This is a genomic window from Cyanobium gracile UHCC 0139 (assembly GCF_034931325.1).
In the GTDB taxonomy this organism is placed as follows: Bacteria; Cyanobacteriota; Cyanobacteriia; order PCC-6307; family Cyanobiaceae; genus Cyanobium; species Cyanobium gracile_B.
The window spans coordinates 133,029-158,002 of sequence record NZ_JAYGHX010000006.1 but is presented as its reverse complement, the minus strand read 5'-3'; the positions used below and the strand labels follow the sequence as shown (position 1 = coordinate 158,002).

37 protein-coding genes and 1 pseudogene are annotated in these 24,974 nt (G+C 66.1%); 15 read left to right on the top strand and 23 right to left on the bottom strand.

Annotation, left to right across the window (positions count from 1 at the left end; all coding sequences use genetic code 11):
* Positions 1-52: 52 nt before the first annotated feature.
* From VB738_RS11255 to VB738_RS11240, 4 genes are read right to left on the bottom strand one after another with little or no spacing between them, the layout of a single operon-like run.
* The gene (locus VB738_RS11255; RefSeq protein WP_323305817.1) at positions 53-898 is read right to left on the bottom strand and encodes a hypothetical protein; all 846 of its coding nucleotides are present in this window, start codon (positions 896-898) and stop codon (positions 53-55) included.
* An 11-nt stretch (positions 899-909) separates the two neighbouring features.
* Positions 910-1,377, bottom strand: a complete 468-nt coding sequence (locus tag VB738_RS11250) for a hypothetical protein (protein WP_323305816.1) — start codon at positions 1,375-1,377, stop codon at positions 910-912.
* A 51-nt stretch (positions 1,378-1,428) separates the two neighbouring features.
* The gene (locus VB738_RS11245) at positions 1,429-2,403 is read right to left on the bottom strand and encodes an HAD family hydrolase (protein ID WP_323305815.1); all 975 of its coding nucleotides are present in this window, start codon (positions 2,401-2,403) and stop codon (positions 1,429-1,431) included.
* 12 nt (positions 2,404-2,415) lie between these two features.
* Positions 2,416-2,586: a hypothetical protein gene (locus VB738_RS11240; RefSeq protein WP_323305814.1), complete on the bottom strand. Its 171-nt coding sequence runs from the start codon at positions 2,584-2,586 to the stop codon at positions 2,416-2,418.
* Between the two features lie 162 nt (positions 2,587-2,748).
* Between VB738_RS11240 and VB738_RS11235 the strand changes: the two genes are divergently transcribed.
* The 5 genes from VB738_RS11235 to VB738_RS11215 all read left to right on the top strand — a co-directional run bounded on the left by VB738_RS11235 (position 2,749) and on the right by VB738_RS11215 (position 5,955).
* Complete coding sequence (locus VB738_RS11235) at positions 2,749-4,086, top strand: cation:proton antiporter (protein ID WP_323305813.1); 1,338 nt, start codon at positions 2,749-2,751, stop codon at positions 4,084-4,086.
* Between the two features lie 20 nt (positions 4,087-4,106).
* Complete coding sequence (locus tag VB738_RS11230) at positions 4,107-4,280, top strand: hypothetical protein (protein WP_323305812.1); 174 nt, start codon at positions 4,107-4,109, stop codon at positions 4,278-4,280.
* Positions 4,281-4,299: 19 nt separating this feature from the next.
* Positions 4,300-4,833 (top strand): thioredoxin family protein, encoded by a 534-nt coding sequence (locus VB738_RS11225; RefSeq protein WP_323305887.1) that lies wholly within the window; start codon positions 4,300-4,302, stop codon positions 4,831-4,833.
* Positions 4,830-5,651: a cytochrome c biogenesis protein CcdA gene (locus VB738_RS11220; RefSeq protein WP_323305811.1), complete on the top strand. Its 822-nt coding sequence runs from the start codon at positions 4,830-4,832 to the stop codon at positions 5,649-5,651. Before VB738_RS11225 ends, VB738_RS11220 begins: the two co-directional genes overlap by 4 nt.
* Before the next feature lie 82 nt (positions 5,652-5,733).
* Entirely contained in the window at positions 5,734-5,955 is a 222-nt protein-coding gene (locus tag VB738_RS11215; RefSeq protein WP_323305810.1) for a hypothetical protein, read from the top strand.
* Between the two features lie 148 nt (positions 5,956-6,103).
* On the opposite strand, the gene VB738_RS11210 is transcribed toward VB738_RS11215, so the two are convergent.
* Positions 6,104-8,008, bottom strand: coding sequence for an ATP-binding protein (locus VB738_RS11210; protein WP_323305809.1), 1,905 nt, complete (start codon positions 8,006-8,008; stop codon positions 6,104-6,106).
* 243 nt (positions 8,009-8,251) lie between these two features.
* Here VB738_RS11210 and VB738_RS11205 point away from each other — a divergent pair, with 243 nt between their 5' ends.
* Positions 8,252-8,977 carry a GAF domain-containing protein gene (locus VB738_RS11205; protein WP_323305808.1) on the top strand — a complete coding sequence of 242 codons (726 nt, stop codon included), beginning with the start codon at positions 8,252-8,254 and terminating at the stop codon, positions 8,975-8,977.
* On the opposite strand, the gene VB738_RS11200 is transcribed toward VB738_RS11205, so the two are convergent.
* Complete coding sequence (locus VB738_RS11200; RefSeq protein WP_323305807.1) at positions 8,954-10,435, bottom strand: glycosyl hydrolase family 57; 1,482 nt, start codon at positions 10,433-10,435, stop codon at positions 8,954-8,956. The genes VB738_RS11205 and VB738_RS11200 overlap by 24 nt on opposite strands.
* Positions 10,436-10,554: 119 nt before the next feature.
* Here VB738_RS11200 and VB738_RS11195 point away from each other — a divergent pair, with 119 nt between their 5' ends.
* The 3 genes from VB738_RS11195 (at position 10,555) to ahr (ending at position 12,604) form a co-directional block, all read left to right on the top strand.
* Entirely contained in the window at positions 10,555-11,199 is a 645-nt protein-coding gene (locus VB738_RS11195; protein ID WP_323305806.1) for a rhodanese-like domain-containing protein, read from the top strand.
* 26 nt (positions 11,200-11,225) lie between these two features.
* Positions 11,226-11,486, top strand: coding sequence for a hypothetical protein (locus VB738_RS11190; protein WP_323305805.1), 261 nt, complete (start codon positions 11,226-11,228; stop codon positions 11,484-11,486).
* A 98-nt stretch (positions 11,487-11,584) separates the two neighbouring features.
* A complete protein-coding gene (gene ahr / locus VB738_RS11185) occupies positions 11,585-12,604 on the top strand; it encodes an NADPH-dependent aldehyde reductase Ahr (RefSeq protein WP_323305804.1) in 1,020 nt (339 codons plus the stop codon).
* 33 nt (positions 12,605-12,637) lie between these two features.
* On the opposite strand, the gene dcd is transcribed toward ahr, so the two are convergent.
* The 4 genes from dcd to VB738_RS11165 all read right to left on the bottom strand — a co-directional run bounded on the left by dcd (position 12,638) and on the right by VB738_RS11165 (position 16,383).
* On the bottom strand, positions 12,638-13,162 hold the full coding sequence (gene dcd, locus VB738_RS11180; protein ID WP_323305803.1) for a dCTP deaminase: 525 nt from the start codon (positions 13,160-13,162) through the stop codon (positions 12,638-12,640).
* A gap of 34 nt (positions 13,163-13,196) precedes the next feature.
* Positions 13,197-14,504: a hypothetical protein gene (locus tag VB738_RS11175; RefSeq protein ID WP_323305802.1), complete on the bottom strand. Its 1,308-nt coding sequence runs from the start codon at positions 14,502-14,504 to the stop codon at positions 13,197-13,199.
* Positions 14,494-16,044 (bottom strand): class I adenylate-forming enzyme family protein, encoded by a 1,551-nt coding sequence (locus tag VB738_RS11170; protein ID WP_323305801.1) that lies wholly within the window; start codon positions 16,042-16,044, stop codon positions 14,494-14,496. The genes VB738_RS11175 and VB738_RS11170 overlap by 11 nt, the downstream gene beginning before the upstream one ends.
* A 126-nt stretch (positions 16,045-16,170) precedes the next feature.
* Positions 16,171-16,383 (bottom strand): type II toxin-antitoxin system HicB family antitoxin, encoded by a 213-nt coding sequence (locus tag VB738_RS11165; RefSeq protein ID WP_323305800.1) that lies wholly within the window; start codon positions 16,381-16,383, stop codon positions 16,171-16,173.
* Between the two features lie 71 nt (positions 16,384-16,454).
* Here VB738_RS11165 and VB738_RS11160 point away from each other — a divergent pair, with 71 nt between their 5' ends.
* On the top strand, positions 16,455-16,595 hold the full coding sequence (locus VB738_RS11160; RefSeq protein WP_181280148.1) for a hypothetical protein: 141 nt from the start codon (positions 16,455-16,457) through the stop codon (positions 16,593-16,595).
* Positions 16,596-16,680: 85 nt separating this feature from the next.
* On the opposite strand, the gene VB738_RS11155 is transcribed toward VB738_RS11160, so the two are convergent.
* The 6 genes from VB738_RS11155 to VB738_RS11130 all read right to left on the bottom strand — a co-directional run bounded on the left by VB738_RS11155 (position 16,681) and on the right by VB738_RS11130 (position 18,608).
* Positions 16,681-16,914 (bottom strand): DUF4926 domain-containing protein, encoded by a 234-nt coding sequence (locus VB738_RS11155; RefSeq protein ID WP_254972442.1) that lies wholly within the window; start codon positions 16,912-16,914, stop codon positions 16,681-16,683.
* Between the two features lie 3 nt (positions 16,915-16,917).
* Positions 16,918-17,247 carry a DUF6883 domain-containing protein gene (locus VB738_RS11150; RefSeq protein WP_323305799.1) on the bottom strand — a complete coding sequence of 110 codons (330 nt, stop codon included), beginning with the start codon at positions 17,245-17,247 and terminating at the stop codon, positions 16,918-16,920.
* 122 nt (positions 17,248-17,369) lie between these two features.
* Positions 17,370-17,576 carry a hypothetical protein gene (locus VB738_RS11145; protein WP_323305798.1) on the bottom strand — a complete coding sequence of 69 codons (207 nt, stop codon included), beginning with the start codon at positions 17,574-17,576 and terminating at the stop codon, positions 17,370-17,372.
* Positions 17,577-17,611: 35 nt separating this feature from the next.
* Positions 17,612-17,830, bottom strand: coding sequence for an addiction module protein (locus tag VB738_RS11140; RefSeq protein WP_323305797.1), 219 nt, complete (start codon positions 17,828-17,830; stop codon positions 17,612-17,614).
* A gap of 101 nt (positions 17,831-17,931) precedes the next feature.
* Complete coding sequence (locus VB738_RS11135; protein WP_323305796.1) at positions 17,932-18,294, bottom strand: DUF86 domain-containing protein; 363 nt, start codon at positions 18,292-18,294, stop codon at positions 17,932-17,934.
* Positions 18,291-18,608, bottom strand: a complete 318-nt coding sequence (locus tag VB738_RS11130) for a nucleotidyltransferase family protein (protein WP_323305795.1) — start codon at positions 18,606-18,608, stop codon at positions 18,291-18,293. Before VB738_RS11130 ends, VB738_RS11135 begins: the two co-directional genes overlap by 4 nt.
* Positions 18,609-18,668: 60 nt before the next feature.
* On the opposite strand from VB738_RS11130, the gene VB738_RS11125 reads away from it, so the two are divergent.
* Positions 18,669-19,079, top strand: coding sequence for a hypothetical protein (locus VB738_RS11125; protein ID WP_323305794.1), 411 nt, complete (start codon positions 18,669-18,671; stop codon positions 19,077-19,079).
* Here the strand turns inward: VB738_RS11125 and VB738_RS11120 are convergent.
* The 6 genes from VB738_RS11120 to VB738_RS11095 all read right to left on the bottom strand — a co-directional run bounded on the left by VB738_RS11120 (position 19,014) and on the right by VB738_RS11095 (position 21,312).
* Positions 19,014-19,514 carry a GNAT family N-acetyltransferase gene (locus tag VB738_RS11120; protein WP_323305793.1) on the bottom strand — a complete coding sequence of 167 codons (501 nt, stop codon included), beginning with the start codon at positions 19,512-19,514 and terminating at the stop codon, positions 19,014-19,016. The genes VB738_RS11125 and VB738_RS11120 overlap by 66 nt on opposite strands.
* Positions 19,514-19,726: a DUF1778 domain-containing protein gene (locus VB738_RS11115; RefSeq protein WP_323305792.1), complete on the bottom strand. Its 213-nt coding sequence runs from the start codon at positions 19,724-19,726 to the stop codon at positions 19,514-19,516. The genes VB738_RS11120 and VB738_RS11115 overlap by 1 nt, the downstream gene beginning before the upstream one ends.
* A gap of 155 nt (positions 19,727-19,881) precedes the next feature.
* Positions 19,882-20,112 carry a type II toxin-antitoxin system BrnA family antitoxin gene (brnA, locus tag VB738_RS11110; protein ID WP_323305791.1) on the bottom strand — a complete coding sequence of 77 codons (231 nt, stop codon included), beginning with the start codon at positions 20,110-20,112 and terminating at the stop codon, positions 19,882-19,884.
* Complete coding sequence (locus VB738_RS11105; RefSeq protein ID WP_323305790.1) at positions 20,099-20,362, bottom strand: BrnT family toxin; 264 nt, start codon at positions 20,360-20,362, stop codon at positions 20,099-20,101. The genes brnA and VB738_RS11105 overlap by 14 nt, the downstream gene beginning before the upstream one ends.
* Before the next feature lie 483 nt (positions 20,363-20,845).
* Entirely contained in the window at positions 20,846-21,091 is a 246-nt protein-coding gene (locus tag VB738_RS11100) for a type II toxin-antitoxin system HicA family toxin (RefSeq protein WP_323305789.1), read from the bottom strand.
* Positions 21,088-21,312 carry a 2-oxoisovalerate dehydrogenase E1 subunit beta gene (locus VB738_RS11095; RefSeq protein ID WP_323305788.1) on the bottom strand — a complete coding sequence of 75 codons (225 nt, stop codon included), beginning with the start codon at positions 21,310-21,312 and terminating at the stop codon, positions 21,088-21,090. The genes VB738_RS11100 and VB738_RS11095 overlap by 4 nt, the downstream gene beginning before the upstream one ends.
* A 550-nt stretch (positions 21,313-21,862) precedes the next feature.
* Between VB738_RS11095 and VB738_RS16465 the strand changes: the two genes are divergently transcribed.
* The 4 genes from VB738_RS16465 to VB738_RS11080 all read left to right on the top strand — a co-directional run bounded on the left by VB738_RS16465 (position 21,863) and on the right by VB738_RS11080 (position 23,953).
* The gene (locus VB738_RS16465) at positions 21,863-22,093 is read left to right on the top strand and encodes an HNH endonuclease (RefSeq protein ID WP_416233178.1); all 231 of its coding nucleotides are present in this window, start codon (positions 21,863-21,865) and stop codon (positions 22,091-22,093) included.
* Positions 22,012-22,569 (top strand): HIT family protein, encoded by a 558-nt coding sequence (locus VB738_RS16460; protein WP_416233177.1) that lies wholly within the window; start codon positions 22,012-22,014, stop codon positions 22,567-22,569. Before VB738_RS16465 ends, VB738_RS16460 begins: the two co-directional genes overlap by 82 nt.
* A 101-nt stretch (positions 22,570-22,670) precedes the next feature.
* Entirely contained in the window at positions 22,671-22,895 is a 225-nt protein-coding gene (locus VB738_RS11085; RefSeq protein WP_323305786.1) for a hypothetical protein, read from the top strand.
* A gap of 71 nt (positions 22,896-22,966) precedes the next feature.
* Entirely contained in the window at positions 22,967-23,953 is a 987-nt protein-coding gene (locus tag VB738_RS11080; protein ID WP_323305785.1) for an ImmA/IrrE family metallo-endopeptidase, read from the top strand.
* A 2-nt stretch (positions 23,954-23,955) separates the two neighbouring features.
* Here the strand turns inward: VB738_RS11080 and VB738_RS11075 are convergent.
* Positions 23,956-24,843 (bottom strand): annotated as a pseudogene (locus VB738_RS11075) (hypothetical protein).
* Between the last annotated feature and the right edge of the window lie 131 nt (positions 24,844-24,974).

Genomic DNA, 24,974 nt, shown 5'->3' with positions numbered 1-24,974 from the left:
GCCTTGGTGAGCCTGACCATGACCTTTCTGGGCTGAGCCGGCCCCCCCAGCGTCAGGGGGACGCCGACGGCAGGTAGCCCGTGCGGCGCAGGAAAGCCCGGAGCGCCTCGGGATAGCTGGCATAGCGCCGTTCCGGTTGCCGGCACTCACCCTTGTCGTTGTAGCCGGCCTCGCAGGAGGTCAGCCCCCAGTCGGAGCTCCGGTCGTAGAGGCCCAGCATCCGTTTCCAGCCGCTGTCGAATTCCCCCACCAGCGCCTTGGTGGCCACCCAGGCGGCCAGGAAACCATTGGCCTCGGTGCGCTGATCGGCGGGCTGCTTGAACCAGCTCTCCATCTCCTGCAACCGGCGCCGGTGCAGGGGCAACACCGCCGGCTGGTGGCTGATGTCGACAAAGCGTGGCCCCTCCAGCTGCCAGATCTGGCTGGGGGCGCTGCTGCCGGCGTAGCTGGCGAACTGGTAAAGGAACCGGTTGTCCACATCCACCAGCAGGAAGCGGCCGTTACCGAGCGGGTCGCTGGCACCGTTGGGGCCGCCATTCACCGGATCGCGGCGCACCTCGAACCAGCGGCGGCCATCGGGGCTGCTGGTGAGCACGCGGGTGTCGTTGCAGCAGTGGGCGCCGCCCGTGAACGTGGAGAGCAGCACCTCCGGGTAGGGGTTGGCGGGATCCATCTCCACCACCTGCAGCACCGAATCGATGCTGCCGGGGCCGATCCGAAGCGCCCCCATCAGCTGGCCCACCACCTTTCCGTCCACCCGGACGGTGGCCACCGGCTGGACCTCATCCATGCCATCGGGCTTGGGCTGGCGTCGGTTCTCCAGCACAGCCACCACGGGCCCATTGGCGATCACCGGACCGGGCGCCGGTGAGAGGGCCAGCAGCAGGGGCAGCAGCATCGGATCGATGCCTAAAGGCAGCCCTGGACCGAGATCCGGTAGCTGAAGCCCAGGGCGCCGGGGTCGCTGCTGGCCCCCACCTTGAAGTTCATCTGGCTGGCCTGCTTGCCCGGAATGGCGGGGAAGGGGCCGAACATGCGACCGGTGCCGATCGGCGGGTTCATGACTTCATTGATCACCTGCAGATTGCTGCCATCGCTGAACTTCATGAAGCCCTCAACGGGGTACTTGGCGTTGGCGTCGGAGGAGTTGGCCGTGAAGAAGAACTTGAAGCTGCTGTAGGGCTGGTTGACGATGAAGTCGGTGTTCCAGTTCTCCTTGCCGATCAGCTTGGCGGCGCCGACCCGCTTGGAGACGATCGGGGTGGTGCCATCGCCACCGATCGGCTGCAGGAAGGTGCAGCGCGGCTGGGCCTGGGCCGCCGGGCCGACACCGAAGACGAGCGAAGCGCTCAGCAGGGAGAGGGCCAGGACTTTCATGGCGAAGGATGGAGAGACATCAACCCTAGAACGCAGTGGCGAGCAGGGCCATCACCGGTCGAAGGCGAAGAGGCGCCGCCAATCGTTCTTGATGCTGATCACAATCCAGCCCTGCCGACGGGCTTCGTCGTGGAGTTCCTGGGTGAATCGGCCCACCCGCGTGTCCGGCAGCCCCAGAGCCGGGCCGTAGGCGTATTCGCGGTGGGCATCGTCATGGAGCACCAGCATCGCCAGCCGCGGGCCGGCACCGGCCTTGGTGTACTCCAGCATCTGCCGGTCGCCGGTGGAATTGCCGAAGGCGGCGATGGGTCGCCGGCCGATCATCAGCTGGATGCCTTCCGGCTTGCCGGCGTCGTTGTCGTTGAGCAGCAGCCGGGGCTCCTTGGTCAGGAAGGGCCGGCCCTGGCTGTCGTAGCCATAACGGGTGGCGCCGGCACTGCCGATCACCTGCTCGGGCGGGATGCCATACACCTCCTCGGCGTAGACCCGCACGAAGTCCTGGCCGCCGCCGGTGACGATGTAGGTCTTGTAATCGTTGGCGCGCAGGTAGCGCAGCAGCTCCTGCATCGGTTGGTAGGTGAGCGCGGTGTAAGGGCGCCGCCAGCGGGGATGGCGGGCTGTGGCCAGCCACTGACGCACATCGGCCTTGAAGGTCTCCAGGGGCATGCCGCTGAGGGCGGTGGCAGCCAGCCGCTCCAGGTTCTCCCGGGTGGTCACCGCCCCGGGCACCTTCTCGAGGATGAAGCGCACCTGCGGGTACACGGGCTGCTCCACCCAGAGGGTGCCGTCCTGGTCGAAGGTGGCGATGCGCTCGGCGGGCGGCACGAAGCCGGGGCTGGCGGGGTCCGTGGTCTGGCGGACGAAGCCGAGGATGCCGTCCCGGGCCGCCCCCGGATTCCAGGAGGGCAGCGGATCGGCCGGGCTGGCGGCTGGTCCGGCCCAGCCGGCCATGCCGGCCAGCATCGTGGCGGCGAGCAGGCCCCCCAGCAGCAACAGGAACCAGCGGCGGCGGCGGAGCAGGGTCACGGGGGGGCGGGCTCAGAACTTGCGCAGTTCGCGGCGGATCTTGAGCGGGTCGCCAGGGTGCTGCTGGTTGAGCAGCAGCAGCAGCGGCAGGCCGGCCAGCAGCAGGCCGATGGCGACCACGACCCCCAGAGAGACCGGCTGCCCGCCTTCCGGCGGCCTGGGCTTGCGGTTGAACCTGGCCATCGATGCGGGCGGCGGAGACGGCTGGCCCTTCAGTCTGCCGGGACCGGCCATTCCTGCCCGCAACGGCCGCTGATCCGCTCCCGTGATCCCGGTCCGCTGATCCCTGGCCCGCTCCCGGCGATGGGGTGAAAGGATTTGGCCCATCGCCCCAGCCGGTCCGCCATGGACGCTCCCACCCTGCTGCTCGCAACCGGAGGCCACCAGATCGAGGCGGCCGAGACCCTGATCGAGGTGGGCCGCTTCATCGTGATCCTGTTCGCCGCCAGGGCCCTGGCGGAGCTGATGGTGCGCTTCCGCCTGCCGGCCATCCTCGGCGAGCTGGTGGCGGGGGTGCTGATCGGCGTTTCCGGGCTGCACCTGATCCTGGCGCCGGAGCTGGGGGGCCAGCTCAACGCCCTCGCCGAGGGCAGCATCGCCGCCCTCGCCCACGTGGGCCCCGACCAGGTGCGGGAGATCTACGACCACGGGTTCAGCAATCTCCAGGCGGTGGCGAAGATCGGCCTGCTGGCTCTGCTGTTCCTCACCGGCCTGGAGAGCGAACTCGACGAGCTGATGGCGGTGGGGGGCCAGGCGATCACGGTGGCCCTCACCGGGGTGGTGCTGCCCTTCGCCCTGGGCACCTTCGGCCTGCAGTTCCTGTTCGGCGTGCCGCTGCTGCCGGCGATCTTCGCCGGTGCCGCCATGACCGCGACCAGCATCGGCATCACCGCCAGCGTGCTGGGGGAGCTGAAGTTCCTGCGCACCCGGGAGGGGCAGACGGTGATCGGCGCCGCCGTGCTCGACGACATCCTCGGCATCGTGATCCTGGCGGTGGTGGTGGCCCTGGCGGGCGGCGAAGGCTTCAGCCTCGGCCCGATCCTGAAGCTGATCGCCGCAGCCGGGGTGTTCGTGGTGGTGGCCCTGTTCCTGAGCCGCACCGCCGCCCCCCCCTTCGATTGGCTGCTCGATCGCCTCAAGGCCCCGGGCGAGGTGGTGGTAGCGGCCTTCCTGGTGATGTCGCTGGCCTGCTTCGCGGCCCAGGCCTTCGGGCTGGAGGCGGCCCTGGGGGCCTTCGCCGGTGGCCTGATCCTCAGCGGCTCGCGGCACCGGCACGCGATCGAGGAGGCGGTGAAGCCCCTGGTGGCCCTGTTCGCCACGGTGTTCTTCGTGCTGATCGGCAGCGGCATGGACCTCTCGGTGCTCAACCCCTTCAACGCCGCCAACCACGAGGGGCTGGTGATGGCGGGCTTCCTGCTGGCGGCCGCCGTGGTCAGCAAGGTGGCGGCCGGCTGGAGCTATCTCAGCAGCGGGCCCACCAACCGGCTGGCGGTGGGGCTGGGGATGATGCCCCGGGGCGAGGTGGGCCTGATCTTTCTGGGGCTGGGCACCCAGACCGGGGTGCTGGGGCCGTCGCTGGAGGCGGCGATTCTGCTGATGGTGATGGGCACCACCTTCCTGGCGCCGGTGCTGCTGCGGCTGGTGCTGGCCGACGCCGGTGAACCAGTCGAGGCGACAGTCTGAGGCCGCCGGGCCGTGGGACAGTGGCCCCAGCTCGCCCCCTGCCCGTGGCCAACGACAGTGATACCCCCCGGTCGGTGATCGTCGGCCTGCTCCTGGTGATCGGCTCCCTCGCCGGCCTGGCCCTGCTGGTGTGGGTCACGGTGGTGATGCTCGACCTCAAGCACCTCAACACCTCCGGCTTCACCCTGCCCTGAGGACATCCGGTTGGCGCCTGTGGCGGTACTCAGGGCAGTCACGTTCAGGGCCGCCATGCCTCATCCGCTCACTGCTCCCCTCACCGCTCTGGCTCTCACGCTCGGGGGAACCCACGCCTTGGCGCTGCCTGGACCGTTGGCGACCGGCACCTGGCCATCCGCCACGCTTGTCACCGAAAGGGTCGCCCAGGCACGGGCTGGCTCCCTCGCCCCCTCGCTGCAGGGCAAACCCGTCGTGGTCGACATCTATGCCAGTTGGTGCTCGAAGTGCCAGGCGATCGGCCCGACCCTGCGCTCCCTTCGGCAACAGCAGGCCGGCAAGGCCACGTTCCTGAAGTTCGACGTCTCCAATGCCACCCAGCTGACGAAATCGCGCGAAACAGCCCGTGCCCTCGGCCTTGGTCCGTTCCTGGAGGCCAACCGCAGCCAGCCCTCGCTGGTGGCCGTGATCGATCCTGCCAGCGGCGCCACGGTGCAGACGTTCCGTGCCAGCACCGATGAGCGCGCCTACATCGCGGCGATCAAGAAAGCCCAGTCGATGATCAAACCGTGAGCAGCTTTGCCCTCCGCAGGAAAGGCCTGGCCTTTCTCATGCTCGTGGGTGGGCTGGCCCTGCTGGGGGGGCTGGCGCTCCATTGGCTGCCCGTGATCGGCATGCGGATGGATCTGGCGATCCAGTCAGCGTCGCAGGCCTACGCCGATCGGCTCGAGGCCCTGCCCGCTGGGCCGGGCCTTCTGCTTCCCCTGTTCGCATTCTGCGGCGGGGTGTTGGCGAGCGTGTCGCCCTGTGTGCTGGCCATGCTGCCGCTGAACCTCAGCTACATCGGCACCCTCGGGCCCATCAGCCGACTCCAGGCCATCCGCAGGGTGGCGGGATTCGTCGCCGGCACCGTCGTGGTGCTGAGCCTGTTCGGGCTGATCGCCTCGTTCGCCTCAGCCATCGTGGTGGACCACCGCGGCCCGGTCCATCTGGTGGTGGGGCTGATCATCCTGCTGATGGGCCTGAACCTGGGCGGTTGGTTGCCGCTGACGCTGCCCCGCCTGCCCGAGCTGCCTGCTGCCGGCGGTCCGTTCCTGGTGGGGATGGGCTTTGCTCTGGTGAGCTCCCCCTGTGCCAGTCCGGTGCTGTTCTCGGTGCTTGCCGCAGCCGCGGTCACCGGCTCCACCGCGGTGTCCGTGCTGACGATGGTGAGCTATGCCCTGGGGTACACCGCTGTGATTGCCGCCTCCAGCCTCTGGGTCGGCCTGATGAGCGCCTCCCGGCGACTGCTCGACCACGCCGACACCCTCACCCGGGTGAGCAGCCTGGTGCTGTTGGCGGCGGGGATCTACACCATCGGCCAAGGGCTGATCACGACCTGGCGAACCTGAGCGCGCACAGCTGGGAGAATCGTCAGGCCTGCGTCCGGCCCCCCGGACCCCGCTGGCTCCATCGCACAGGGGAACGGAGGCGATGGCGGGTTTCCTGAAACTCAGCCTGGCCATGGGAATCGGCAGGCTTCATCGCGGCATCATTCTCTGGGCCGGGCTTCTCTTTTTCGTGATGGCCAGCGTGGCTGTGATCTGGCTGGAGAACAGCTGGGTGATCCGGTCCATGGGTGTGCTGGCCTCCGGAACCCTCGCCTCCGCCACCTGGCTCTCCGTGCTGGCAGGGAAGCCCTTCACCATGGCGTAGGCCCGTCAACAGGTCGATCAGTCTCTTGCGACAACGCCGGATCAGGGCTCAGCTTCACTGAGCCCTGAAGACACTCGAGTCCCCCCCTGCCCCTTCGGCAGCGAACAGGAGGCTCCACCAGGTGTGCCGTGGTGGGTGGGCCCGACGATCACGCTCCCGGGCCAGGGTTCGGCGATCCAGGCCATGGTGGGCTGCCATCCCTGGCTGGGAAGGGCAGGCCACGGGCATGGGCGGCGACCAGGCTGGCCATGAGGGCCTCGGCCTTGAGCGGCTTGGCGAGGACATCGTTCATGCCCGCCCGCAGGGCGGTCTCCCGGTCCTCGCCGCTGGTGAAGGCCGTGAGCGCGACGATCCAGGGCCAGTCCGGCCGCCCGCTGCAGGAGCGGATGCGGCGGGTGGCCTCCAGGCCATCGAGCCGGGGCATCTGTACATCCATCAGAATCAGGTCCGGCTTGAGCAGCTGCTGACACTCCAGCGCCTCCTGGCCATCGACGGCGGCGTGGGGCTCGTAGCCGAGCCGACGCAGCATCAGGTCGCAGAGCCGCCGGTTCACGGCGCTGTCGTCCACCAGCAGGATGCGCAGCGGATGGCGCGCCGCGAACTGGTCCACGGGCGGCAGGGACGGCTCGGGAGCGGGAGAAGCGTCAGGAGCGGCGGCGCTAGCGGCGTCCACCGCCTGCACGGGCAGGCGGAAGCGAAACACACTGCCCCGGGCGGGGGTGCTCTCCACCTCGATCGTGCCGCCGAGGGCCGCGACGAGCTGCCGACTGATGGCCAGCCCCAGGCCGGTGCCGGCCCGGGGGGCGTTGGCCGTGGTGCCCAGCTGGGAGAAGGGCTGGAACAGGCGCTCCAGCTGGTCGGCGGCGATGCCGACACCGGTGTCGGCGACGGCGAACTCCAGCAGGGTGGTTTCCTGCTGGGGTGGGTTCGGCCCAGCCCCCGCCCGCGCCGCCAGGTCTCCGGCCTCCACCGAGACCACGACGCTGCCGGCTTCGGTGAACTTGATGGCGTTGTCGATCAGGTTGAGGAGGATCTGGCGCAGGCGGATCGCGTCGGTGACGATGGCCTCAGGTAGCTCCGACGGCACCACCAGGACCAGATCGATCGACCTGGCCAGGGCGAGGCTGGAGCAGGCGGCGATGGTGTCCTGCAGCAGGGGACGCAGCAGGCAGGGGGCCAGCTCCAGCTCCAGGTGGCCGGACTCGATCTTGGTGAAGTCGAGGATGCCATTGAGCAGGGTGAGCAGGGATTCCCCGGAGCTGTGGACGATGTCGAGACACTCCCGCTGCTGCGGTGAGAGCTCCGTGGCCAGCACCAGCCCGGTCATGCCGATGACCCCGTTGAGCGGGGTGCGGATCTCGTGGCTGAGGGTGGCGAGAAAGGTGCTCTTGGCCCGTTCGGCGGAAGCCATGGCCCCGAAAGCCCTGGCACGGGCCTTGAGGGAGCGGCGATGGAAGTTGGCCGCCAGCACCGAGAACCCGGCACTGCCGAGAAGGCCGAGCAGATAGGAGAGCTGCAGCGGGAACTCCTTGCGTCGCAGCTGGGCCAGCGAGATGTCGATCCCCACGAAACCCACCAGCTCCCCATCGCGGTCGCGGATGGGGGCAAAGCCGCTCATGAAGGATCCGAAATGATCGGTGTAAGGCCTGGTGCTGACGGTGACCATGCCGGTACGGGCGGCACGCCGGGCATCATCGGAGGGATCGACGTAGAGGTCACCGACGCTGACGGCGCTGGCGGGGACGCCGGGGTTCTGGATGTAATAGGTGCTGTCGAGCGTGTAGCGAAGTCCTTCCGGCGTGACGATGAACACGTAGGCGTAAAAAATGTCGGGCACGAGCCTGCGGAGCCGCAGCAGGGGTGCGGTGGCGCGGCGGTAGTCCTGATCCCCCGTCTGCTCCGGCCTGGTGATCGCGGAGACGAGGGTCGGATCCATCGTGCTGGCGGCGACGCTCACCAGGTTGTGCAGGTTGTCGCGCACCTGGTTGCGAAGGAGTCGGGTGGCGTTCCAGTAACTGGCGCTGAGAGCCACCCCCGCGACGGCGAAGATCATGGCGGCCAGCAGCACACTCTCGCCGCGAATCCGCTGGCGGCTCCATCCGGCGCTGGGATCGCCGAACAGACGGGTGAACGGACCGGCCAGACGTCCTCCGCGCGAGCCAATCCTCTGGTCTACCCGGTCAGCATCCCGAGCGTTACCGACCCGGCGCCCATCGGGGCAGGGGTGAGGAGATGTGAACCGCGGCGGGGCCCCCGAAAGGCCTTGCCTACGTTCGATCAAAGGAGGGGATTCCCCATGCGCGCGAACGTGGCTCCCCGCGAGGCGGCACGGCTGGAGGCCCTGAACGATTACCGCATCCTGGACACGGAGAGCGAGCAGTCGTACGACGACATCACCTTCCTGGCCGCCCAGCTCTGCGAGGCGCCGATCGCCCTGATCAGCCTGGTGGATGCGGATCGTCAGTGGTTCAAGTCCCGGGTAGGTCTGGCGGCCAGCGAAACGAGCCGGGATGTGTCCTTCTGCGCCCACGCGATTCTCGGCGACCAGACCCTCGTGGTCCGGGATGCCCGTGAGGACGAACGCTTCCGGGACAATCCGCTGGTCTGCAGCGAACCCAACATCGTCTTCTACCTGGGGGTGCCCCTGTGCACACCGTCGGGGGCCAAGATCGGCACCCTCTGCGTCATCGATCAACGGCCCCGGGAACTCAGCGACCTGCAGATCCGCTCCCTCGAGACCCTGGCCCACCAGGTGGTGCTGCAGCTGGAACTGAAGCGGATCTCCGACCGGCTGGCCGCCGCCCTGGAGCGCATCGAGGTGATGGAGACCCTGATCCCGATCTGCTCCTACTGCAAGGGCATCCGCAACGATCAGGGCTACTGGCAGACCGTGGAATCCTTCATCAAGAGCCACGACAACGTCGAGTTCTCCCACGGCGTCTGCAATGCCTGCATGGCCAGGTACTTCCCCGAGGTGGCTCCGCTCCCGGAAGGCGCTTCAGCCGACGGCGCCCACGGCTGAGGCGCCCCTGGCGATCGCGGCCTCCCCGCGCTGATGGATGTCGCGGGCGTAGTCGGTCCAGGTGCCCTGGCCCCAGTAGCGGAAGCAGCTGGTCTCCAGCAGCAACACATGGAGCAGGGCCTCCTGGTAGGGCTCGCTCCGGGTCACGGCGGGATCCTCGGCCACCAGGGGATCGAACACCTGGTGGAAGCGGGCGCTGAGCTGGTTCATCGGTTCCAGCACGTTGGCGTAGCCCTCCACCCAGCTGAGGTCGTTGGTCCAGGAGGCGCCGGCCATGGAGAAGGAGGGGTCGCCCGCCTGGAGCTCGGCGATGGCCGCCTCCAGGGCCTGCGGGGTGGGGGTGGCGCCGACGCGCTGCCACAGCCGGTGCTGCCCCACCGCCTGGATGTCCGGGAAGGCAGAGTCGCCCACCCCGGCGGCCTCGAGCAGTTCGAGGAACTCGCTGCCGTTGATCGCCACCGTGCCGGCACTGCCGCTGCCCTGCTCGGCCAGGCGCCGATGGGCCTGGAGGAAGGCGGGCGGGAACTCGTTCATCATCACGCCGCCGTTCTCGCCATCGGCGATCTGGGCCACCAGCGCCGGCACCGACGTGCCGCCCAGGGGAATCCGGCCCAGCCCCAGGGCCTCGTAACAGGGCTGCATCTGGCCCACCAGCTTGGTGTCGGAGCCCTGGGTCTTGATCAGCGCCGTGATCGCCACCTCCTCGCCGCTGGAGCTGCGGGCCACCAGCCGGTTGGGGAGCAGCGTCTGCTCCCGGCTGAGGCGGCTGCCATCGGGGTTCTCGACGCTGTGCTCCTGCACCAGCAGCCAGCGGTAGCCGCAGTCGCGCAGGGCGCTCACGAAGGCGAAAAGGGTGTCGGGGTGGTTGGGCAGGTGCATCTCCGGGGGCGAGAAGCCCTTCACCCGCTGCAGGGCCTCGGCGCCGAAGAGGGCCGCGAAGTGGTGCTGCCAGGCCAGGATCTGCAGCTTCAGATCGGGGATCGGCGTGGAGGGGGCGACGGCATGGCTCCAGAACGTGCCGAGCCACTCCACATGGGGCACGACCGAGGGATCACAGGCCAGGAACGTCAGCGCCTCGAGGATGTCGGCGCGGCCCATCTGCTGGAACCCCCAGAGCAGATTGCCGGAGTAATCGAGCATGATCCGCGGGTTGGCCCCCTCGGCGATCAGCTGGGGGATCAGGTCGGCCAGGCGCCGGTAGCAGTGGGCGAAGGGTTCGGCGTTGTGGTTGTCGCCCTCGCCGGGGTGCTCGAGCATGTATTGGAGGTGCGAGATCAGCGCCCCGTCCGCCCCGGCGGGGATGGTGGGCTGGTGCATGTGCAGCGCACAGGCGAAGGCCGAGGTGATCGAGGCGAGCTGCAGGTTGCTTTGGGGCAGCGCCACGGTCCGGGGCTGCTCCACCAGGGCCAGGATCTCGGCTTCACGGCCGGCGATCGGCGGCAGGGGATGGGTCGGCATGGCGTTGCTGGGGTGCCCGCGCGCTGGGCAGGTCGTGAGGCTCAGTCTGGGGGCCAGGGGCGAAACGACATGGCCTGGGGGCACCGCCGCCACGGCCATCCCTGCGCCAGGCTGAAGCCATGGAGCCCACGGTGCCAGGAGACCCCCCCGCCATGACGGCCCCGGGCCGGCGCCGGCGGCGGCGGCGGCGCGTGGTCGTCGCCGCCACCAGCGCCGCCGCCATGGTCGCTGTTGCGGTCGGGCTGGCGCTGCACGGGCTCGGCGTGGGCCGCGGTGGGCCGGCCCCGGGCACCGCCGACAACGCGCTGGCGGCCGAGGTGGGGCGCCGTTATGGGGGCATGAAGCGTCTGCTGTTTCCCGGCCAGCCGGAGATCTCCGTGGCCGAGTGGCTGGCGCGGCCCATGGACCGGCCGGCGGTGCTGGTCGATGTGCGCGAGCCGCACGAACGGCGCGTCTCGATGCTGCCCGGGGCGATCACGAAGGAGGACTTCGAGCGCAACAGCGCCCGCTACCGCTCCTGGCTGGTGGTTCCGTACTGCACCATCGGCCTGCGTAGCGGCCTTTACACCCGGGAGCTCAGGGGCCGGGGCTTCGCGGTGCGCAACCTGGCCGGCAGCGCCCTGGCTTGGGCCCATGCCGGCCTGCCGTTCGAAACGAGCGGCAAGGCCACCCGCCGGGTGCATGTCTTCAACGCCGACTGGAACCTGCTGCCCCGCGGCTATGCGCCCGTCGTCACGAAGGCGCCGCCGGCCAGCGGCCCCTAGGGTTTGAAGATGTGAGGAGCCGAAAGATGCCGAAACCACCCCTCGCCCTGGCCGCTGCGCTTCTGGCCCTGCCGGTGCTGATTCCCGGGCCGGCCCTGGCCCAGAAGCGGATTCCCAAGCTGCCGGGTTACAACGAATGTCCGCTGGGGTATGTGAATGACCTCAAGCAGCACTGCAATTCGCCGATCTACTACGAGGTGCGGCCCACCAACGGCAAGCCCTGTCTTTCGGGCTGGATGAACATCGGGGCGGGCTACTGCAAGAAGAAGACACTGGGGATTTTCTGAGGCGCCAGGCTGGATGGGGGGTCACATCAAGGTGAGGCGGACAGGGATGGGCCGCTCTGCCTAGGATCGCTTCCCAGGTTTCCATGCCCGCCGATCCCATGACCGCACCGATCCAGGCCCTGGCTGCCCCCGGTGCCGGGCAACCGCTCCAACCCTTCGCCTACACCCCCGGCCCGCTGGGCAGCGAAGAGGTGGAGATCGCCGTGGAGAGCTGCGGCATCTGCCACAGCGATCTCTCCATGCTCGACAACGATTGGGGCATGACCGCCTATCCATTTGTTCCCGGCCATGAAGTGATCGGGCGGGTTGTCGCCCTCGGGGAGCACACGAAGCGCCTGAGCATCGGCGATCGGGTTGGGCTGGGCTGGTTTTCCGGCAGTTGCGGTGCCTGCGATCAATGCCTTTCCGGCAACCAGAACCTCTGCCTCAAAGCCGAGGCCACCATCGTCGGTCGTCACGGAGGCTTCGCCACACGGGTGCGGGCCAAATGGACCTGGGTGGCTCCTTTGCCGGAAGGCCTTGATGCTGAGAAGGCCGGCCCCCTGCTCTGCGGAGGGATCACCGTTTTCAACCCGATCGTGGAGCTCGGCATCCAACCCACCGACAGCGTGGCGGTGATCGGGATCGGCGGCCTGGGTCACATGGCCCTGAAGTTTCTGCGGGCCTGGGGATGCGACGTCACCGCCTTCACCACCAGCGACTCGAAACGGGAGGAAGCGCTCCAGCTGGGCGCCCATCGCACCTTGAACTCGCGCAACGCCGAAGAGCTGGCCGGGGCGGCGAGCAGCTTCGACTTCATCCTCAACACCACCAACGCCAACCTCGACTGGAACACCTACATCGCCGCCCTCAAACCCAAGGGCCGGCTGCACACCGTGGGGGCCGTCCCTGAACCGATCGCCCTGGCCGCTTTTCCGATGATTCTCGGGCAGAAGAGCCTTTCCGCCTCACCCCTGGGGAGCCCTTCCACCACCGACAAGATGCTGCAGTTCAGCTGTCGCCACAGCATCGCTCCCACCACGGAGTTCTTCCCCCTGTCGAAGGCGAATGAAGCCCTGGATCACCTCCGCTCCGGCAACGCCCGCTACCGCATCGTGCTGATCAACGACCTGGGGTGAGGCCCGCCGCCCAGCATCAAGAGATTGGAACGGTCAGAAGGAGTCTTCCGTCTGGCCGGCGAAGCGGCCGGCGTAGCTCTCGATGCCCTGCAGCTTCTGAAACACGAACTGGCAGATCGCGGTGCCGGGATGCACGGCAAGCGGAGCGGGACCGAAGTTGCTCATCTCCAGCACCTGCTGGCTGTCGATCCCCGGCCCCATGAAGGGGGCGCTGATGTGCACCATCAGGCCCAGCCGCGCGAAACGGCTGCGGCCCTCCAGCCAGCCGCAGAGGCCGGGGCCCAGACGCAGCCGCTCCTGGGTGATGCCCAGCACCGTTTCGCCCGGCATGATCAGAATGTGCTGGCCCGGGGGCACCACGATCTTTTCGGTGAGCGTCCGGTAGTCGGTGTGCTCGCGCACCTCGATCACCTCGTGCACCTTGCGGAACACCCGAAAGGTGGGGGCGAGGGTGAGGTCGAGGGAGGCGGGGCCCAGCCGCTCGGGAACGAAAGGCGTGACCCCGATCGCGCCCGCTTCGATCGCCTGCAGGATCGCCTCTCTGCCGAGAACGGACATGGGTTTCGCTGGGCACAGGCGAGCGTGGATTGTCTCAGGCGGGCGGCCGGGGCCCAGCGGCCAGGTCGTCGATGGACTGCTCCAGGAGATCGCGGCCGCTGTCGTACACGACGCGCGGCGCCGGCCGGCCGGCCTCGGTGGCGCCCAGTCGGCGGGCGGCGCCGCGGCGTCGCTTCAGCTGGGGATCGGCGTGGCGGGTCGCCTGGGCCCAGGCCTGGCGGCGCCGATTGCGGGCGGCGATGGCACGGTTGCGCCAGTGCTGCAGCGGCAGGCGGGCCAGGGGCAGGAGCAGCAGCAACAGGGCGTAGCCGATGGCGAATCGGGCCAGCCAGGCCACGGGGGGCAGCCAGGCGGGCGTGATCGCCAGCAGCCACGGCGCGAGCACCAGCAGCGCCCCGACGATCAGGCCATAGGCGGCCCGTTGCCCGACGCCGGCCCGGCTGAAGCGAAAGGCCCGCTCGCGCAGGGGCGGCACCGGCCCATCAACGCGGGCCGCTCTGGCGGGCAGGGAGGGGAAGCCATAGATCAGATCCCCGTCCTCGCTCACCTCGGGGCGGCCGTCGAAGCGCAGCAGCACCGGCAGCATGGCGGCATCGGCGAGGTCGCGGCGGCGGTCGGGATCGGCGGGGCAGTCGGGCAGATCGAGCAGCGGGGCGAGGTCCTCGGCGATCACCACGCCACCGCGCTGGCGCAGGACGGCGCCGATGCGGCGCCAGCGCTGCGGCTCGAGGCGGGCATTGGGATCGCCATCGCCGAACAGGATCGAGAACACGGCGCTGAGGAAGCCCAGGGCGGCCGGATCGGCGCCCTCGCCGGGCAGGTCCCAGAGCAGGCTCCACAGCTGCTGCGGCGTGACAGAGGAGGAACCCCCGCGCGCCGGGGCCCGGAGGCCGGAGGCGAGCAGATCCAGGATCGAGAGGGGCACCTGGGCCAGCCCCTGCAGCAACGCCAGGCCGGCATCGTCGCCGTCGTCGCTGGTGAACAGCCGCACGATCAGCAGCACCGACAGGATCACCACCACCAGGGTGGTGACCAGCAGCAGCACCACCCCGAAGCTGAGCCGGATCAGCCGGGCGGCCAGACGCAGGGCCGCCTGCAGCCGGGCCTGCAGGCGCCGGCGGCCGCTGAGGGCCAGCAGCCGCATGCGCAGCGCCGGAGGGAAGACGAACAGCAGGGTGCCGTCCTCGGCCACCTGCAGATGGCCGGACACCTCGGCCACCAGGGCCAGCAGCGCCGGCTCGACCTCCTGCAGGGACAGCCCGGTGCCGGCGGCCGCCTCGCCGACGCTGCAGCGGCGCCCGCGGTTGCCGATCCAGTCGAGCAGGGAGGCCTCAACCGGCATGCAGCCCCTCCGCCGCCAGCTGCCGCAGGGCCAGCCGGTCGGTCTTGCCCACGGGGGTGAGGGGCAACTGATTGAGCACACGGATCTCCTCCGGCGCCTTGTAGCCGACGCGGGCCCGGGCGAAGGCGATCAGTTCGGCTTCGCTGGGGGCGGGCTGGTCGTGGCGGAGGGTCAGGTAGGCCCGCACGTTCTCGCCGTGCACCGGGTCCTGGATGCCGATCACCCCCACCAGATCCACGGCCGGATGCTCCGAGAGCGCCTCCTCCACCTCCTGGGGGCAGATGTTGGAGCTGTCGTGGACGATGATCTGCTTGCGGCGGCCGCAGAACCAGAAGAAGCCGTCGGCGTCGACCCGCATCTCATCGCCGGTGTCCAGCCAGCCCTGCTGGATGGTGTCGGCGGTGGCCTGGGGGTTGTCCCAGTAGCCCGTCATCATCGAAGGCGCCTGGATCCAGAGGCGGCCCTGCTCGCCCGGGGCCATCTCGTTGCCGTCCTCATCGCGCAGGCTGGCGCTGAAGCCCGGGCAGAGCCGGCCGACGGAGCCGATCCGGTTCGGGCCCGACGGGGGTGCCAGGGTGGCGTAGCCGATCTCACTCATGCCGAAGCATTCGTCGATCCCGAAGCCGGCGGCCCGGCGGAACTCCTCCTGCAGCTGATGGGGCACCTTGTCGCCGCCGCTGATGCAGAGCCGCACCGAGCCCAGATCCGTCGGCTGGAGCTGGTCATTGCGCAGCAGCTCGAACAGGGCGGCGGGCAGCATCAGCAGCACCGAGGGCCGGTGGCGCCGCAGCAGGGTTTCCACGGTGGCCGCATCGATGCGGCTGGCGATCGCCGCGGAGGCGCCGGCGGCCAGGGCGGCCAGGACAAGGCCACAGGAGGCGAGGTGGGCCAGGGAGCTGCCGGCCAGCACCTCCTCGCCGGGCCGCAGTTCGACGGCCTGGATCAGGGAGGTGAGCACGGCGGCAAAGCTGGCCCGGGTGTGGGTCACACCCTTGGGCCGGCCAGTGCTGCCGGAGGTGAAGAAGAGAAAGCAGGGCTCGTGGGCGGCCAGATCGGGCCAGGGCTGGGCCTCAGCGCCGGCGGGTGCCGCGGCCAGCAGGGGCTCGAAACCGGTGGGATCGTCGATGCGATGGCAGCCCAGGGGCAGCCCGCCCGCCACGGCACTGGCCTGCACATCGGCCAGCCGTTCGCCGTGGAACACCAGGGCCGCGGCGCCGCTCACCGTCAGCGCATGGTCGATCTCCGGGGACACATAGCGGTAGTTGAGCGGCGTGAGCACCAGGCCGCTGCGCAGGCCGGCCAGGTAGTGGACGACCAGCTCCACCCGGTTGGGGATCAGGGAGGCGATCCGGTCGCCCCGCCGCAGGCCCAGCCGCTGGTAGGCCCGGGCCAGCCGCTCCGCCTGCCGCTCGAGCTCGGCCCAGCTGAGGCTGTGGACCAGATCCTGCAGCGCCGCTGCCGCCGGGTCGCGCCCCAGGCCGGCCTCCAGGAGGCGGTCCAGGTCGATCAGGGGGGCCAGGGGCAGGCCGTGGTGGGGCATGGAGCGCCGTAAGCCCGCCCACTCTGGCAGCGCTTCCTGGTCGGGGGACTGCATGGGGGCAGACCATCGCGGAAGGCAGACGCTTGAGGTTCGTGGTTCAGCGGTGGCTGAGGAATTCCTCCAGGGTCATGCCGGCACCACGATCTGCTGCAGGCCCACGAAGTCGCTTTCCAGGACCGGCTCGCCGTCCTCCAGGAGCATGGCGATCACCTCCTGGAGGTTGGCCTGCAGCTCATCGAGGGTCTCCCCCTGGCTGTGGGCGCCGGGGAAGCCCTGGACATAGCCCACAAGCATTCCTGTGTCCGCGCAGCGCTCGATGACGGCGGAGAACGTATGCACAGCCTCTGCTTCTTTCAGTGGATTCATCGTAGGCAACCCGCCAGGTCTGGCCGAGGGGGGTGATGGAGGGCATGGCATCGCGACAGGGCTTCTCCTCCGCAAGTGCCACCCCCTGTCACACCCGCCAGCGCCTGCGCGAGACCACCGCCGAGCAGATGCGCATGAGCCACATCGACCCACCGCTCATGCTGCAGGAACTGCTGGGCCTCTGATTTACCAGGCAACAGCCAGTCCCGCCCCGGCGCACGACGTGGCCCGGCGGATCCTGGCAAGCGAGAAGCTGAACGATGTCGAATCTCAGGGATTGGCCGTAGCCAATGAACGCACAGCGATCAGATCCTGATCACCAATTGCTCGGAGGCTGCTGCTTGAAAGCGTCAACAGCGATTGGGTGCGTCCCGATGCAGCGACAAACTCAACCTCGAGATTTGCCGGGTCGTGAATAGCTACGACAGCACCGAGATCGCCCAACTGCAGACCAGCCTCAGGAATGTCGTGGGTGAGAGCAACTGTCTGGTGCAAGACGAACATGACTTACTCCGGAAATGCGGTGACGAGCCTTGGCTGTCTGGAATGATCGGGGATCAGCCAGACCGTTCTGAATGGTCTGGATGCTCCGTTGGGGCCTTTCAACGTAGCACTGATGACTACTTTCATCCCATAGGCTCTGATCTCGATCCGCTGAACCGTCCCAGTCTGGCCATGGTGGAGCAGATCATCACGAAGTCGGGTCCAGGATTCAACGGTGTAGCCGAGTGAACTAAAGACGCTTGCCTTGAAGCGACCAACTGGATGCGTGTCTGAGAGCAGATAGTCGCAGATCTTGGCTTCGTCAACGATCGCGTTGTCTGCATGGGGGAGCATTCGTGGGCCAGGGTGATCGCCGGGGCTTCTCCTCCACAAGTGCCACCCCTGTCTCACCCAGCAGTGGTGCGTTCAGGTGCGCTGCTGCCAGCGCCGGGGATCCTGACGGCCGTGCAGGGCAATCACCAGGATTCAGCACCCTGCTCTCGGAAGTACACGGCATAGGGAAACCTCCGCAGCACGAGCCTGCGGGTCTGCCCGTGAATCAGGGGGAAGGATCGGGGATCGCGGCGGATGCGCTCCACCGCAGCAGCGAAGGCTTCAGCGAAGTCCCGAGCCAACGCCGGCTCAATCCGGTCGTACCAGCGCTGCGTTTCCAGCAGATCCACCACCGCCTCAGGTAGACGGCGGACTGAGGGCGGAGTCATCCGATGCCAAGCTGGCTCCGCACCTCATCCCAGGGCACAGCCGCTTCGGGGTCGTCGCGATGGTTCGCCCAGCGCCGGTCGAGTTCGGGGTAGAGGGCAGGGTTCACCGGCAGCGCCCCATCACGGGCCTGGTTATCAAGGCTGTCCCAGAGGGCGATCGCCAGGGCCAACCGCTCGCTCGGCGGCAGTTGCAGCAGGTCAGACATGGGCGCCATCGCCACCACACCCAGCGAGGGACTCACTGTAGGCACGGTCAAAAGGGGGCAAAGGAACTGGAGAGATGGATGCCATGGCGCATGAGCTACGTGGTGCCGATTCATCCGTTCTCCAACAGGTCTTGAACCGCATGGATCAGGCCGGGCAGCGACTGTTCACAGATGACAAGAATTTGTTCAACATCAAGATCAAAATACTGGTGAGCGATGACATCGCGGAAACCCATGGCCCCTTTCCAGTCGATATGGGGATAACGATTCTGTAGGAGGCCAGGATACAGGCGCTCCAAACGCTTCAAAGATTCACCGGCTGCGAGGAACTGCATACAGATCACATCCAGAGCATCTTCTCCTTCCTCCTGATCCAGCAACTCAGGATTGACGATCAGAGCCTGGGATTTGCGCTGGGCACGCTTGAGCGCGCTCAGGAGGCTCAACAGGACATCCTTCTGGTCCTCCGTCACGCCGTGAGCCCCTCCTGCTCAATACGCTTTCGGAGGGTTGGGGCCATACGCTCCCGCAGTCGCACCAGGTCGACGGGACACTGCATCAGCTCTTCCAGCTCCTGCTTCAAGTGCACCAGGGCGTAGGGCGTGAGAGGGTCCAGCTGGACCCAGACATCGAGATCGCTGTCTGGGCGGGCATCGCCGCGGGCAACGGAGCCAAACAAGCCAAGCTCCACCACATGAAAACGGCGGTGCCAGTCCAGCTGGCGCTGGCGGAGGCGGTTGAGCACCTCTTCGGCCGTGAGAGGGGTTGGCGGTGCTGTCCGGGTCATGGGTCCATTGTGCTGGCCCTCTGGGCAACGGTCCAATGCCACCCCAGCCAGGAAGCCCCTATGCCCCCGACCCCCTCCGCCACCTACGGGCGCCTGCGGCACTCCATCGCCAAGCGCATGCGCATGAGCCCCATCGACCAACCGCTGATGCTCCTGGAACTGCCCGGCCTCCGCAGCCCAGCCCCCGCGCAGGACGTGGCCCGGCGGATCCTGGAAAGCGCATGGTGGGCCGGGTTCACCTTCAACGGCATCACCGCCCATGGCGATGGCCACGACAGCCTGAGCGATGGCGAGCGCGACGCGCTGCTGGAGCTCTGCCGCCAGCGCCTCGATGCCTTCCGCGAGCAGCCCGATCAGTGGCTTAGTGAAATACCACGTTCGCCGATGCGCCCGGGGCCGCAGAGATCAGAAAGGCAAGGTGGCAGCCACATCCGAGAGACGGATCAGCAAGGTGTCGGGGTCGATGGGTGAGGGATCAAAGCCCATGTGGAGATAGAAGCTGCGGGCTTCCGCGGAGGCAGCATGAACCACGATGCCTCGCACGCCGATCTGTGTGCTGGCCTGCAGCACCCGCTCGAACGCATCGGCGAGCAGGGCGCGAGCGATGCCGTGTCCCTGGACACGGCGACAGACCGCCAACCGCGCCAACACCACCACGGGGATGGGATCAGGCCTATTGCGCCTGAAACGCCAAGGGGCTGAGGCCACGGCCACCGCGCCGGAGGCCAGAGCCACATAGGCCATGACGACATCGTCACCATGGCAGACCACGAAGGTGCGCGTCGCACCGCTTTGTTGGTTGGTCAGGGCACGCTGCTGGAGCCAGTGGTCGAGGCTGGAGTCGCCGCAGTCAAAGCTGACGGTGCTGTGGTGCTGCGCCAGCGGCTGGGGCGCCAGCAGATCCATCAGCGTTGCCAGGGCCGCGGTGCCGTCATGGTGCGCTGCTGGCGATCCGTGGGGCTGGGCGGAGCATCGAGCTGGCGGAGAAACTGGTCAAAGTGCTCGGGCGAAACGGCCTGCCAGGCCTGCTGCACCAGCAGTTCACGGGCGGCATTGCGGGCCGCCTGCAGAACGAAGTCGGTTCGGGTGAGGCCGGAGGTACGAACCGCGCGATCCATCAGCGCCTGATCGCATGGTGCCTATCGACAGGGGCATCACGTTGGGGCACATCTGACCGGCGCAAACCATGGCCTGGAGCGCGTAAAGCGCTGCGGCTGCTGGATCCCATTGGGGTGCGGCCTCATCCTTCTGGATAGACGTCACAGCTCGGGGTTCACGTAGACGTCCGCTGCTCCAGCCGCTCCGCCAGCCACACCTTGATGATCGACTGACGGGTGACACCGAGCCGGCTGGCCTCACGATCGAGCTGGTCGATCATCCACACGGGGATGTCGACATTGACGCGTTTCTGCTCCAGTCGACGGCGACGGGCACCGCCGAGGTCGAGGGCCTCGAGCACGGACTCGCCAGCATCAAAACGTTGATCGAAATCAGAACTGTTCATAGAGCTCCACCTCTTCGGGTCTGGACCGCCGAACGGAAATCAATCGGATGCGCCGGTCGCGATAGGTGATCACGTCCGACCAGTGCTTGAGGCCGATCCTGCCGATCACTAGAAATCTTGGCTCTCCGGTGGTGCGGGCCGGAACCTCCAGGAGCTCCGAATCGTTCCAGAGCTGCTGGGCAGCAAGGAAGTCAATGCCGTGCTTGGCAAGGTTGGAATCACTCTTGACCGGATCGAACGCGAACTCCATAGGGCGCTTATTCTATACCTTTTCGGCTCTCTGGGGCATCTCCGAATCAGAACGCCCCCGTCCTCGGGACAGGCTGTTGGATCCCGGTTCTCTCCCGTCTGCCTGCCGTCCACCCTTACAACGACGGGCCCTTTTCCACGCCACGGACGAGAGCACGGGTCGGAGACTGGGGCGGCACAGCCACGCCAGAGGGGATCCCAGCAGGGGCGATCGCCTGCCGGGCCGCCCAAAACCAAACCTGGCCCGGTCGCCCCGCAGCCGCCGGCATCGCTCCATGGCCTCCGGCCCCTCCGCTGCCTTCCTTCGCCTGCGCGTGTTCATCGCCGAACGCATGCGCATGAGCCCCATCGACCAACCGCTGATGCCCATGGAACTGCTGGGCCGCCGCAGCCCCGCCCCCGCGCAGGACGTGGCCCGGCGGATCCTGGAAAGCGCATGGTGGGCCGGGTGCTCATCCGAAAGATCGGCCACACAGCCCAGCCCTCAAAGATCCAGGCTGCCGATCAGCTCTTCGATCGAGCAGCCCAGCTGGCTGGCCAAATCCTTGAGGATCTGCCGCAAAGTGCCGACCCTCAGGGGCTTGTGGGCTGGAATGGTGAGGTGCTGCTGCTGGCCGTCAGAGCTTCGGCTCAGCCGCATGTGACTGCCTGTTTGACGCGTCAGCACGTAGCCATGGCGCCGCAGGCGCTCGGCCAGGAGCTGGCCGTTGACGTCCCGCGGAATCCTCACAGGGCCAGCAGTTCCTGCCTCACGTGATGGAGGCGGATCAGCGGCGGCGCCTGGCCCGGATCGAAGTGGCAGACGACGGCGTCGCGGATCTCCTGGTGGAGGTCCTCAAGCGTGTCGGCCTCGGTGTGGATGGCGGCAGCGGCTGCACTGGCCCGGTAGGAGCCGTCCTCGGCTTCCTCGACGACGAAGAGAATTTCCTGCATGGCGCCCTCCAGTGGCACCAGTCTTGCAGCGGTGGGCGGGATGCTGACTCTCTCTAGGCAAACGGACTGGGGCGGCACACCCACACCCGCAGCCGGGTCGGATGCAGCCGCCACGCGCCCACACCAGAAGGATTCCCAGCAGGGGAGCCAGCCTGACGGGCCGCCCAAAACCAAACCTGGCCCGGTCACCCGGCAGCCACCACCATCAACTCCATGGCTAACAGCCCCTGTGCGGCCTTCCTTCGCCTCCGCGCGTACATCGCCAAGCGCATGCGCATGAGCCCCTTCGACCAACCCCTGATGCTCATGGAACTGCTGGGCCGCCGCAGCCCCGCCCCAGCCCACAACGTGGCCCAGCGGATCCTGGGAAGCGCATGGTGGGCCGGGTTCAGCTTCAACGGCATCACCGCCTATGGCGATGGCCACGACAGCCTGATCGGCGGCGACGCGTTGAGCGATGGCGAGCGCGACGCGTTGCTGGAGCTCTGCCGCCAGCGCCTCGATGCCTTCCGCGAGCAGCGCGGCGAGGAGGTGTTTGCCCACCGCAGCCCGATCAGCGGCTCGGTGAATACAGGGCGGCTCCGACGCCATCAGCAACCTGCAGGCCCTCTGCTTCCGCTGCAACGCCAGCAAGCGCGACGGCTGTTTGCCTACGCAAGAGGGCGCACCGACTTCCGCGGTGTGCAGGCCAGCTACGGCCACCGCGAAGCGGGCTGCGTGCTCTGCGCGCTGGAGGGCAGCGGCCGGGTGCTGCTGGAGAACGAGCTGGCGCTCTGCATCGCCGATGCCTACCCGGTGAGCGGGGGGCACAGCTTGGTGATTCCACGGCGGCACGATGCAGACGGGATGACGCTGCACCAGCCGGAGTGGAACGCCGTGGTGGAGTTGCTCAGGAAGCGACGTGAGCGGCTCAGTTCACAGGACGAAGCGATTTCCGGCTGGAATGTGGGGTTGAACTCAGGCGAAGCGGCAGGGCAGTCAGTGTTTCATGCCCACTGGCATCTGATTCCGAGGCGAGAGGGGGATTGTGAACAGTCGCGGGGTGGGGTTCGGGGGGGGGGATTCGTCAACGACAGAGACCTGGAGAACGAGCTAGAAAGGGCCAGCAGCTCTGAACTTCGCACAACGGATTGGATTCATCATCGAGATTACATGACCTTAACTGCATCAATGCCCACTCTCCACCTTGAAGGCCTGCAAACCCAACAGTTGTCCTACCATTCCCCAAAGAGTGCCGTTAGGCCAGTCAGCCATAAAGCACAAGGCCAGGAATGATCGTAGCTTATTCCACCTCAGACCTTCGCAGAATAACTACCAGCAAGGAAGCCTGCGAAGCCACTCACGGAGTGGCCGTAGCAGAAGATATAATTGCGTCTATGGCCGAGCTGGCCGCGGCAGAGTCAATGGAAGAACTTCTTGTTACTATGATCTGGCAAGTCATTGACAAAGTGCGCGGTGAGGCGATAATGCGCGGGCCTTCTGGTGTCGAGATCCAAGTCGTGGAAAATCACGCTCGACCATGCGACGTCCGGCAAGGCAATATTGTAGATTGGTCATTCGTACGTCGTGTCAAGATTACTTCTATCCAAGTAAAATCATGATTAACTCATGCGCCGACTCCTGGGTGTCATGCCCAGGCAAGACCGTCAGCAGGATGCTTTGGTCACGCGGGATGAATCTTGATGACTTCCAAGCCAATATTGGATGGACAGAGACCCAGTGTGACATGCTCTTCAAAGGGACTCTCCACATAGACGAGGAGGTTGCAGCAGACCTAGCACGCACGATAGGACCCTCCAAGTCCTTTTGGATTCAGCGAGAGACTGGCTACCGCGAAGAGCAAACATCTGACTCTAACTGGTTAAAGCAGCTACCCGTTCGTGAACTGGTTCGCCTTGGCTGGATTGCAGATAAAAGTTTAGACGGAAATCGCCAGGCAGTACTAGATTTTTTTGGAGTCAGTTCTCCTACAGAGTGGTCTAATTACTGGCCTCCAGTTGTGCTTTCAACTAACTTCAAGCACACTTTTGCCTTTGAATCTGAGATTGCCTCAGTAGCTTCCTGGCTTCGGAGAGGCGAATTGTTAGCAGATCAAACCGACTGCCAAGAATGGTCTGACCAACTGGCACGCGAATCGATCTCTACAATTCGGAGGCTGACTCGGATCAAAGACACCAAACTAATGATATCCAAGCTGGCTTCCATCTGTGCAAGCTTCGGGGTTGCTGTCATCGTCGAAAAACCTCCACAAGGGTGCCGCGCGACTGGAGCAACTAGATGGCTATCGCCATCTCGAGCACTTCTCTTACTTAGTGGCCGCTACCAAACTGATGATCATTTCTGGTTTGCTTTCTTTCATGAGTTAGGTCATTTGATCCTGCATCGAAACCAAAAGACCCAGATTGAAATGACCGGCAGCTCCTCTAAGCTAGAGAATGAGGCAAATAAGTTTGCCCAGGATGCAATAATCCCATCCGATCGCTGGGCAGAACTAAGCAGTCTTCCGAAACATCTCAGGTCGATAGTTCGCTTTGCCGCTTCTATAGGAGTTTCGCGTAGCTTGGTCGTAGGCCAGCTACAGCACATTGGCAGAATCCATCATTCCGAACTTAACTGGATGAAGAAGAAGTTTAATATCTCTAATAATTCGCTAGAGTAGCTCTACCCACGAAAGCGTTTATATCTCAATGGGCTCTTCTGCCAATTACATATGCTATCCTCCATTTCTTGAGCTCCAACTCCGAGAGCACCAGCAAGCTCCATGAGCCATACGTCAATAACACGTGCCGATGCTTGGACCCCAAACATCATTCTGGCACCTCTTATGGGGCCGGTTGAGCCGCTAAGGTAAAGTGAGTTAGGCGATATGTCTACCAACCGTGTTTTGCCCAGCATGGCTAGATAATCAAACTTCGCTGTTCTGCCAAAGCGGTGCACTGAGTTTAGTGCATTTTACAAGATCTGGAAGTGTGGCATTCTTCTAGTTGCGGAAATGGCTGATGTGGCAGCCATGAGCGCTGCGTGAGACCCGAATGGTCGAACCCATTCGACATAACTACCCATACATTTACCAATGTGGTGCTTACTCTCATATTTGCGATGATTACCAAAACCACCGGGAAGAGTGCCTGCAACATAATCAATCCAATCCTGAAACTCATTCAAGTTATCTGTGGTTTCATGCCAAGTCCAGCACCTCTGTCCAAGCCCACCGTAAACCGCTCTGGCTAGAGCCCATCCAGAGCTAGCTGAAAGGCCAAAGTGAGTAAAGATGTAGATAAGCCAAAATGCCTCTTCAGAGTCACCTGAACGCTGATGATAGATTGCTGCAAGGAGTGGATCAAACAAATGCGAAGAGGGATCAGCTCTGCTAGCGCTGATCTGACGCTGCGAACGAACAGATACATACATTACCCTTCGCTTACTGTCGATTAGCTGCCTGATATAGCATTCCAATGCTCCTTCTGGCTCCAGGCCAGGAAGCGCCCTCGTAAATTGGTGATACTCACTGAGGACACTGCGGATCGAGTTGACTTCAGCTTCCTGCATGACTCTCATTGGCCCTCAATCTCCTGAGAAAGCCAGCGACCAATGTTCCTTACAACTTCCTTAGTCACTCCGAAGCTACTCTGGAGATTGTGATTATAGCCTAGGACTACTACCTGCCTCCGAAGATCAAT

Coding starts and splice junctions, on each gene's coding strand:
- VB738_RS11140 (WP_323305797.1), bottom strand. CDS start 17,830: ATGGCGCCCATGTCTGACCTGCTGCAACTGCCGCCGAGCGAGCGGTTG.
- VB738_RS11130 (WP_323305795.1), bottom strand. CDS start 18,608: ATGACCCGGACAGCACCGCCAACCCCTCTCACGGCCGAAGAGGTGCTC.
- VB738_RS11160 (WP_181280148.1), top strand. CDS start 16,455: ATGGCATCGCGACAGGGCTTCTCCTCCGCAAGTGCCACCCCCTGTCAC.
- VB738_RS11120 (WP_323305793.1), bottom strand. CDS start 19,514: ATGGATCTGCTGGCGCCCCAGCCGCTGGCGCAGCACCACAGCACCGTC.
- VB738_RS11105 (WP_323305790.1), bottom strand. CDS start 20,362: ATGGAGTTCGCGTTCGATCCGGTCAAGAGTGATTCCAACCTTGCCAAG.
- VB738_RS11190 (WP_323305805.1), top strand. CDS start 11,226: ATGCCGAAACCACCCCTCGCCCTGGCCGCTGCGCTTCTGGCCCTGCCG.
- VB738_RS11255 (WP_323305817.1), bottom strand. CDS start 898: ATGCTGCTGCCCCTGCTGCTGGCCCTCTCACCGGCGCCCGGTCCGGTG.
- VB738_RS11195 (WP_323305806.1), top strand. CDS start 10,555: ATGGAGCCCACGGTGCCAGGAGACCCCCCCGCCATGACGGCCCCGGGC.
- VB738_RS11125 (WP_323305794.1), top strand. CDS start 18,669: ATGCCCCCGACCCCCTCCGCCACCTACGGGCGCCTGCGGCACTCCATC.
- VB738_RS11115 (WP_323305792.1), bottom strand. CDS start 19,726: ATGGATCGCGCGGTTCGTACCTCCGGCCTCACCCGAACCGACTTCGTT.
- VB738_RS11175 (WP_323305802.1), bottom strand. CDS start 14,504: ATGCCGGTTGAGGCCTCCCTGCTCGACTGGATCGGCAACCGCGGGCGC.
- VB738_RS11235 (WP_323305813.1), top strand. CDS start 2,749: ATGGACGCTCCCACCCTGCTGCTCGCAACCGGAGGCCACCAGATCGAG.
- VB738_RS11150 (WP_323305799.1), bottom strand. CDS start 17,247: ATGCTCCCCCATGCAGACAACGCGATCGTTGACGAAGCCAAGATCTGC.
- VB738_RS11210 (WP_323305809.1), bottom strand. CDS start 8,008: ATGATCTTCGCCGTCGCGGGGGTGGCTCTCAGCGCCAGTTACTGGAAC.
- dcd (WP_323305803.1), bottom strand. CDS start 13,162: ATGTCCGTTCTCGGCAGAGAGGCGATCCTGCAGGCGATCGAAGCGGGC.
- brnA (WP_323305791.1), bottom strand. CDS start 20,112: ATGAACAGTTCTGATTTCGATCAACGTTTTGATGCTGGCGAGTCCGTG.
- VB738_RS11205 (WP_323305808.1), top strand. CDS start 8,252: ATGCGCGCGAACGTGGCTCCCCGCGAGGCGGCACGGCTGGAGGCCCTG.
- VB738_RS11080 (WP_323305785.1), top strand. CDS start 22,967: ATGAATCTTGATGACTTCCAAGCCAATATTGGATGGACAGAGACCCAG.
- VB738_RS11250 (WP_323305816.1), bottom strand. CDS start 1,377: ATGAAAGTCCTGGCCCTCTCCCTGCTGAGCGCTTCGCTCGTCTTCGGT.
- VB738_RS11240 (WP_323305814.1), bottom strand. CDS start 2,586: ATGGCCAGGTTCAACCGCAAGCCCAGGCCGCCGGAAGGCGGGCAGCCG.
- VB738_RS11215 (WP_323305810.1), top strand. CDS start 5,734: ATGGCGGGTTTCCTGAAACTCAGCCTGGCCATGGGAATCGGCAGGCTT.
- ahr (WP_323305804.1), top strand. CDS start 11,585: ATGACCGCACCGATCCAGGCCCTGGCTGCCCCCGGTGCCGGGCAACCG.
- VB738_RS11200 (WP_323305807.1), bottom strand. CDS start 10,435: ATGCCGACCCATCCCCTGCCGCCGATCGCCGGCCGTGAAGCCGAGATC.
- VB738_RS11155 (WP_254972442.1), bottom strand. CDS start 16,914: ATGTTCGTCTTGCACCAGACAGTTGCTCTCACCCACGACATTCCTGAG.
- VB738_RS11085 (WP_323305786.1), top strand. CDS start 22,671: ATGGCCGAGCTGGCCGCGGCAGAGTCAATGGAAGAACTTCTTGTTACT.
- VB738_RS11170 (WP_323305801.1), bottom strand. CDS start 16,044: ATGCCCCACCACGGCCTGCCCCTGGCCCCCCTGATCGACCTGGACCGC.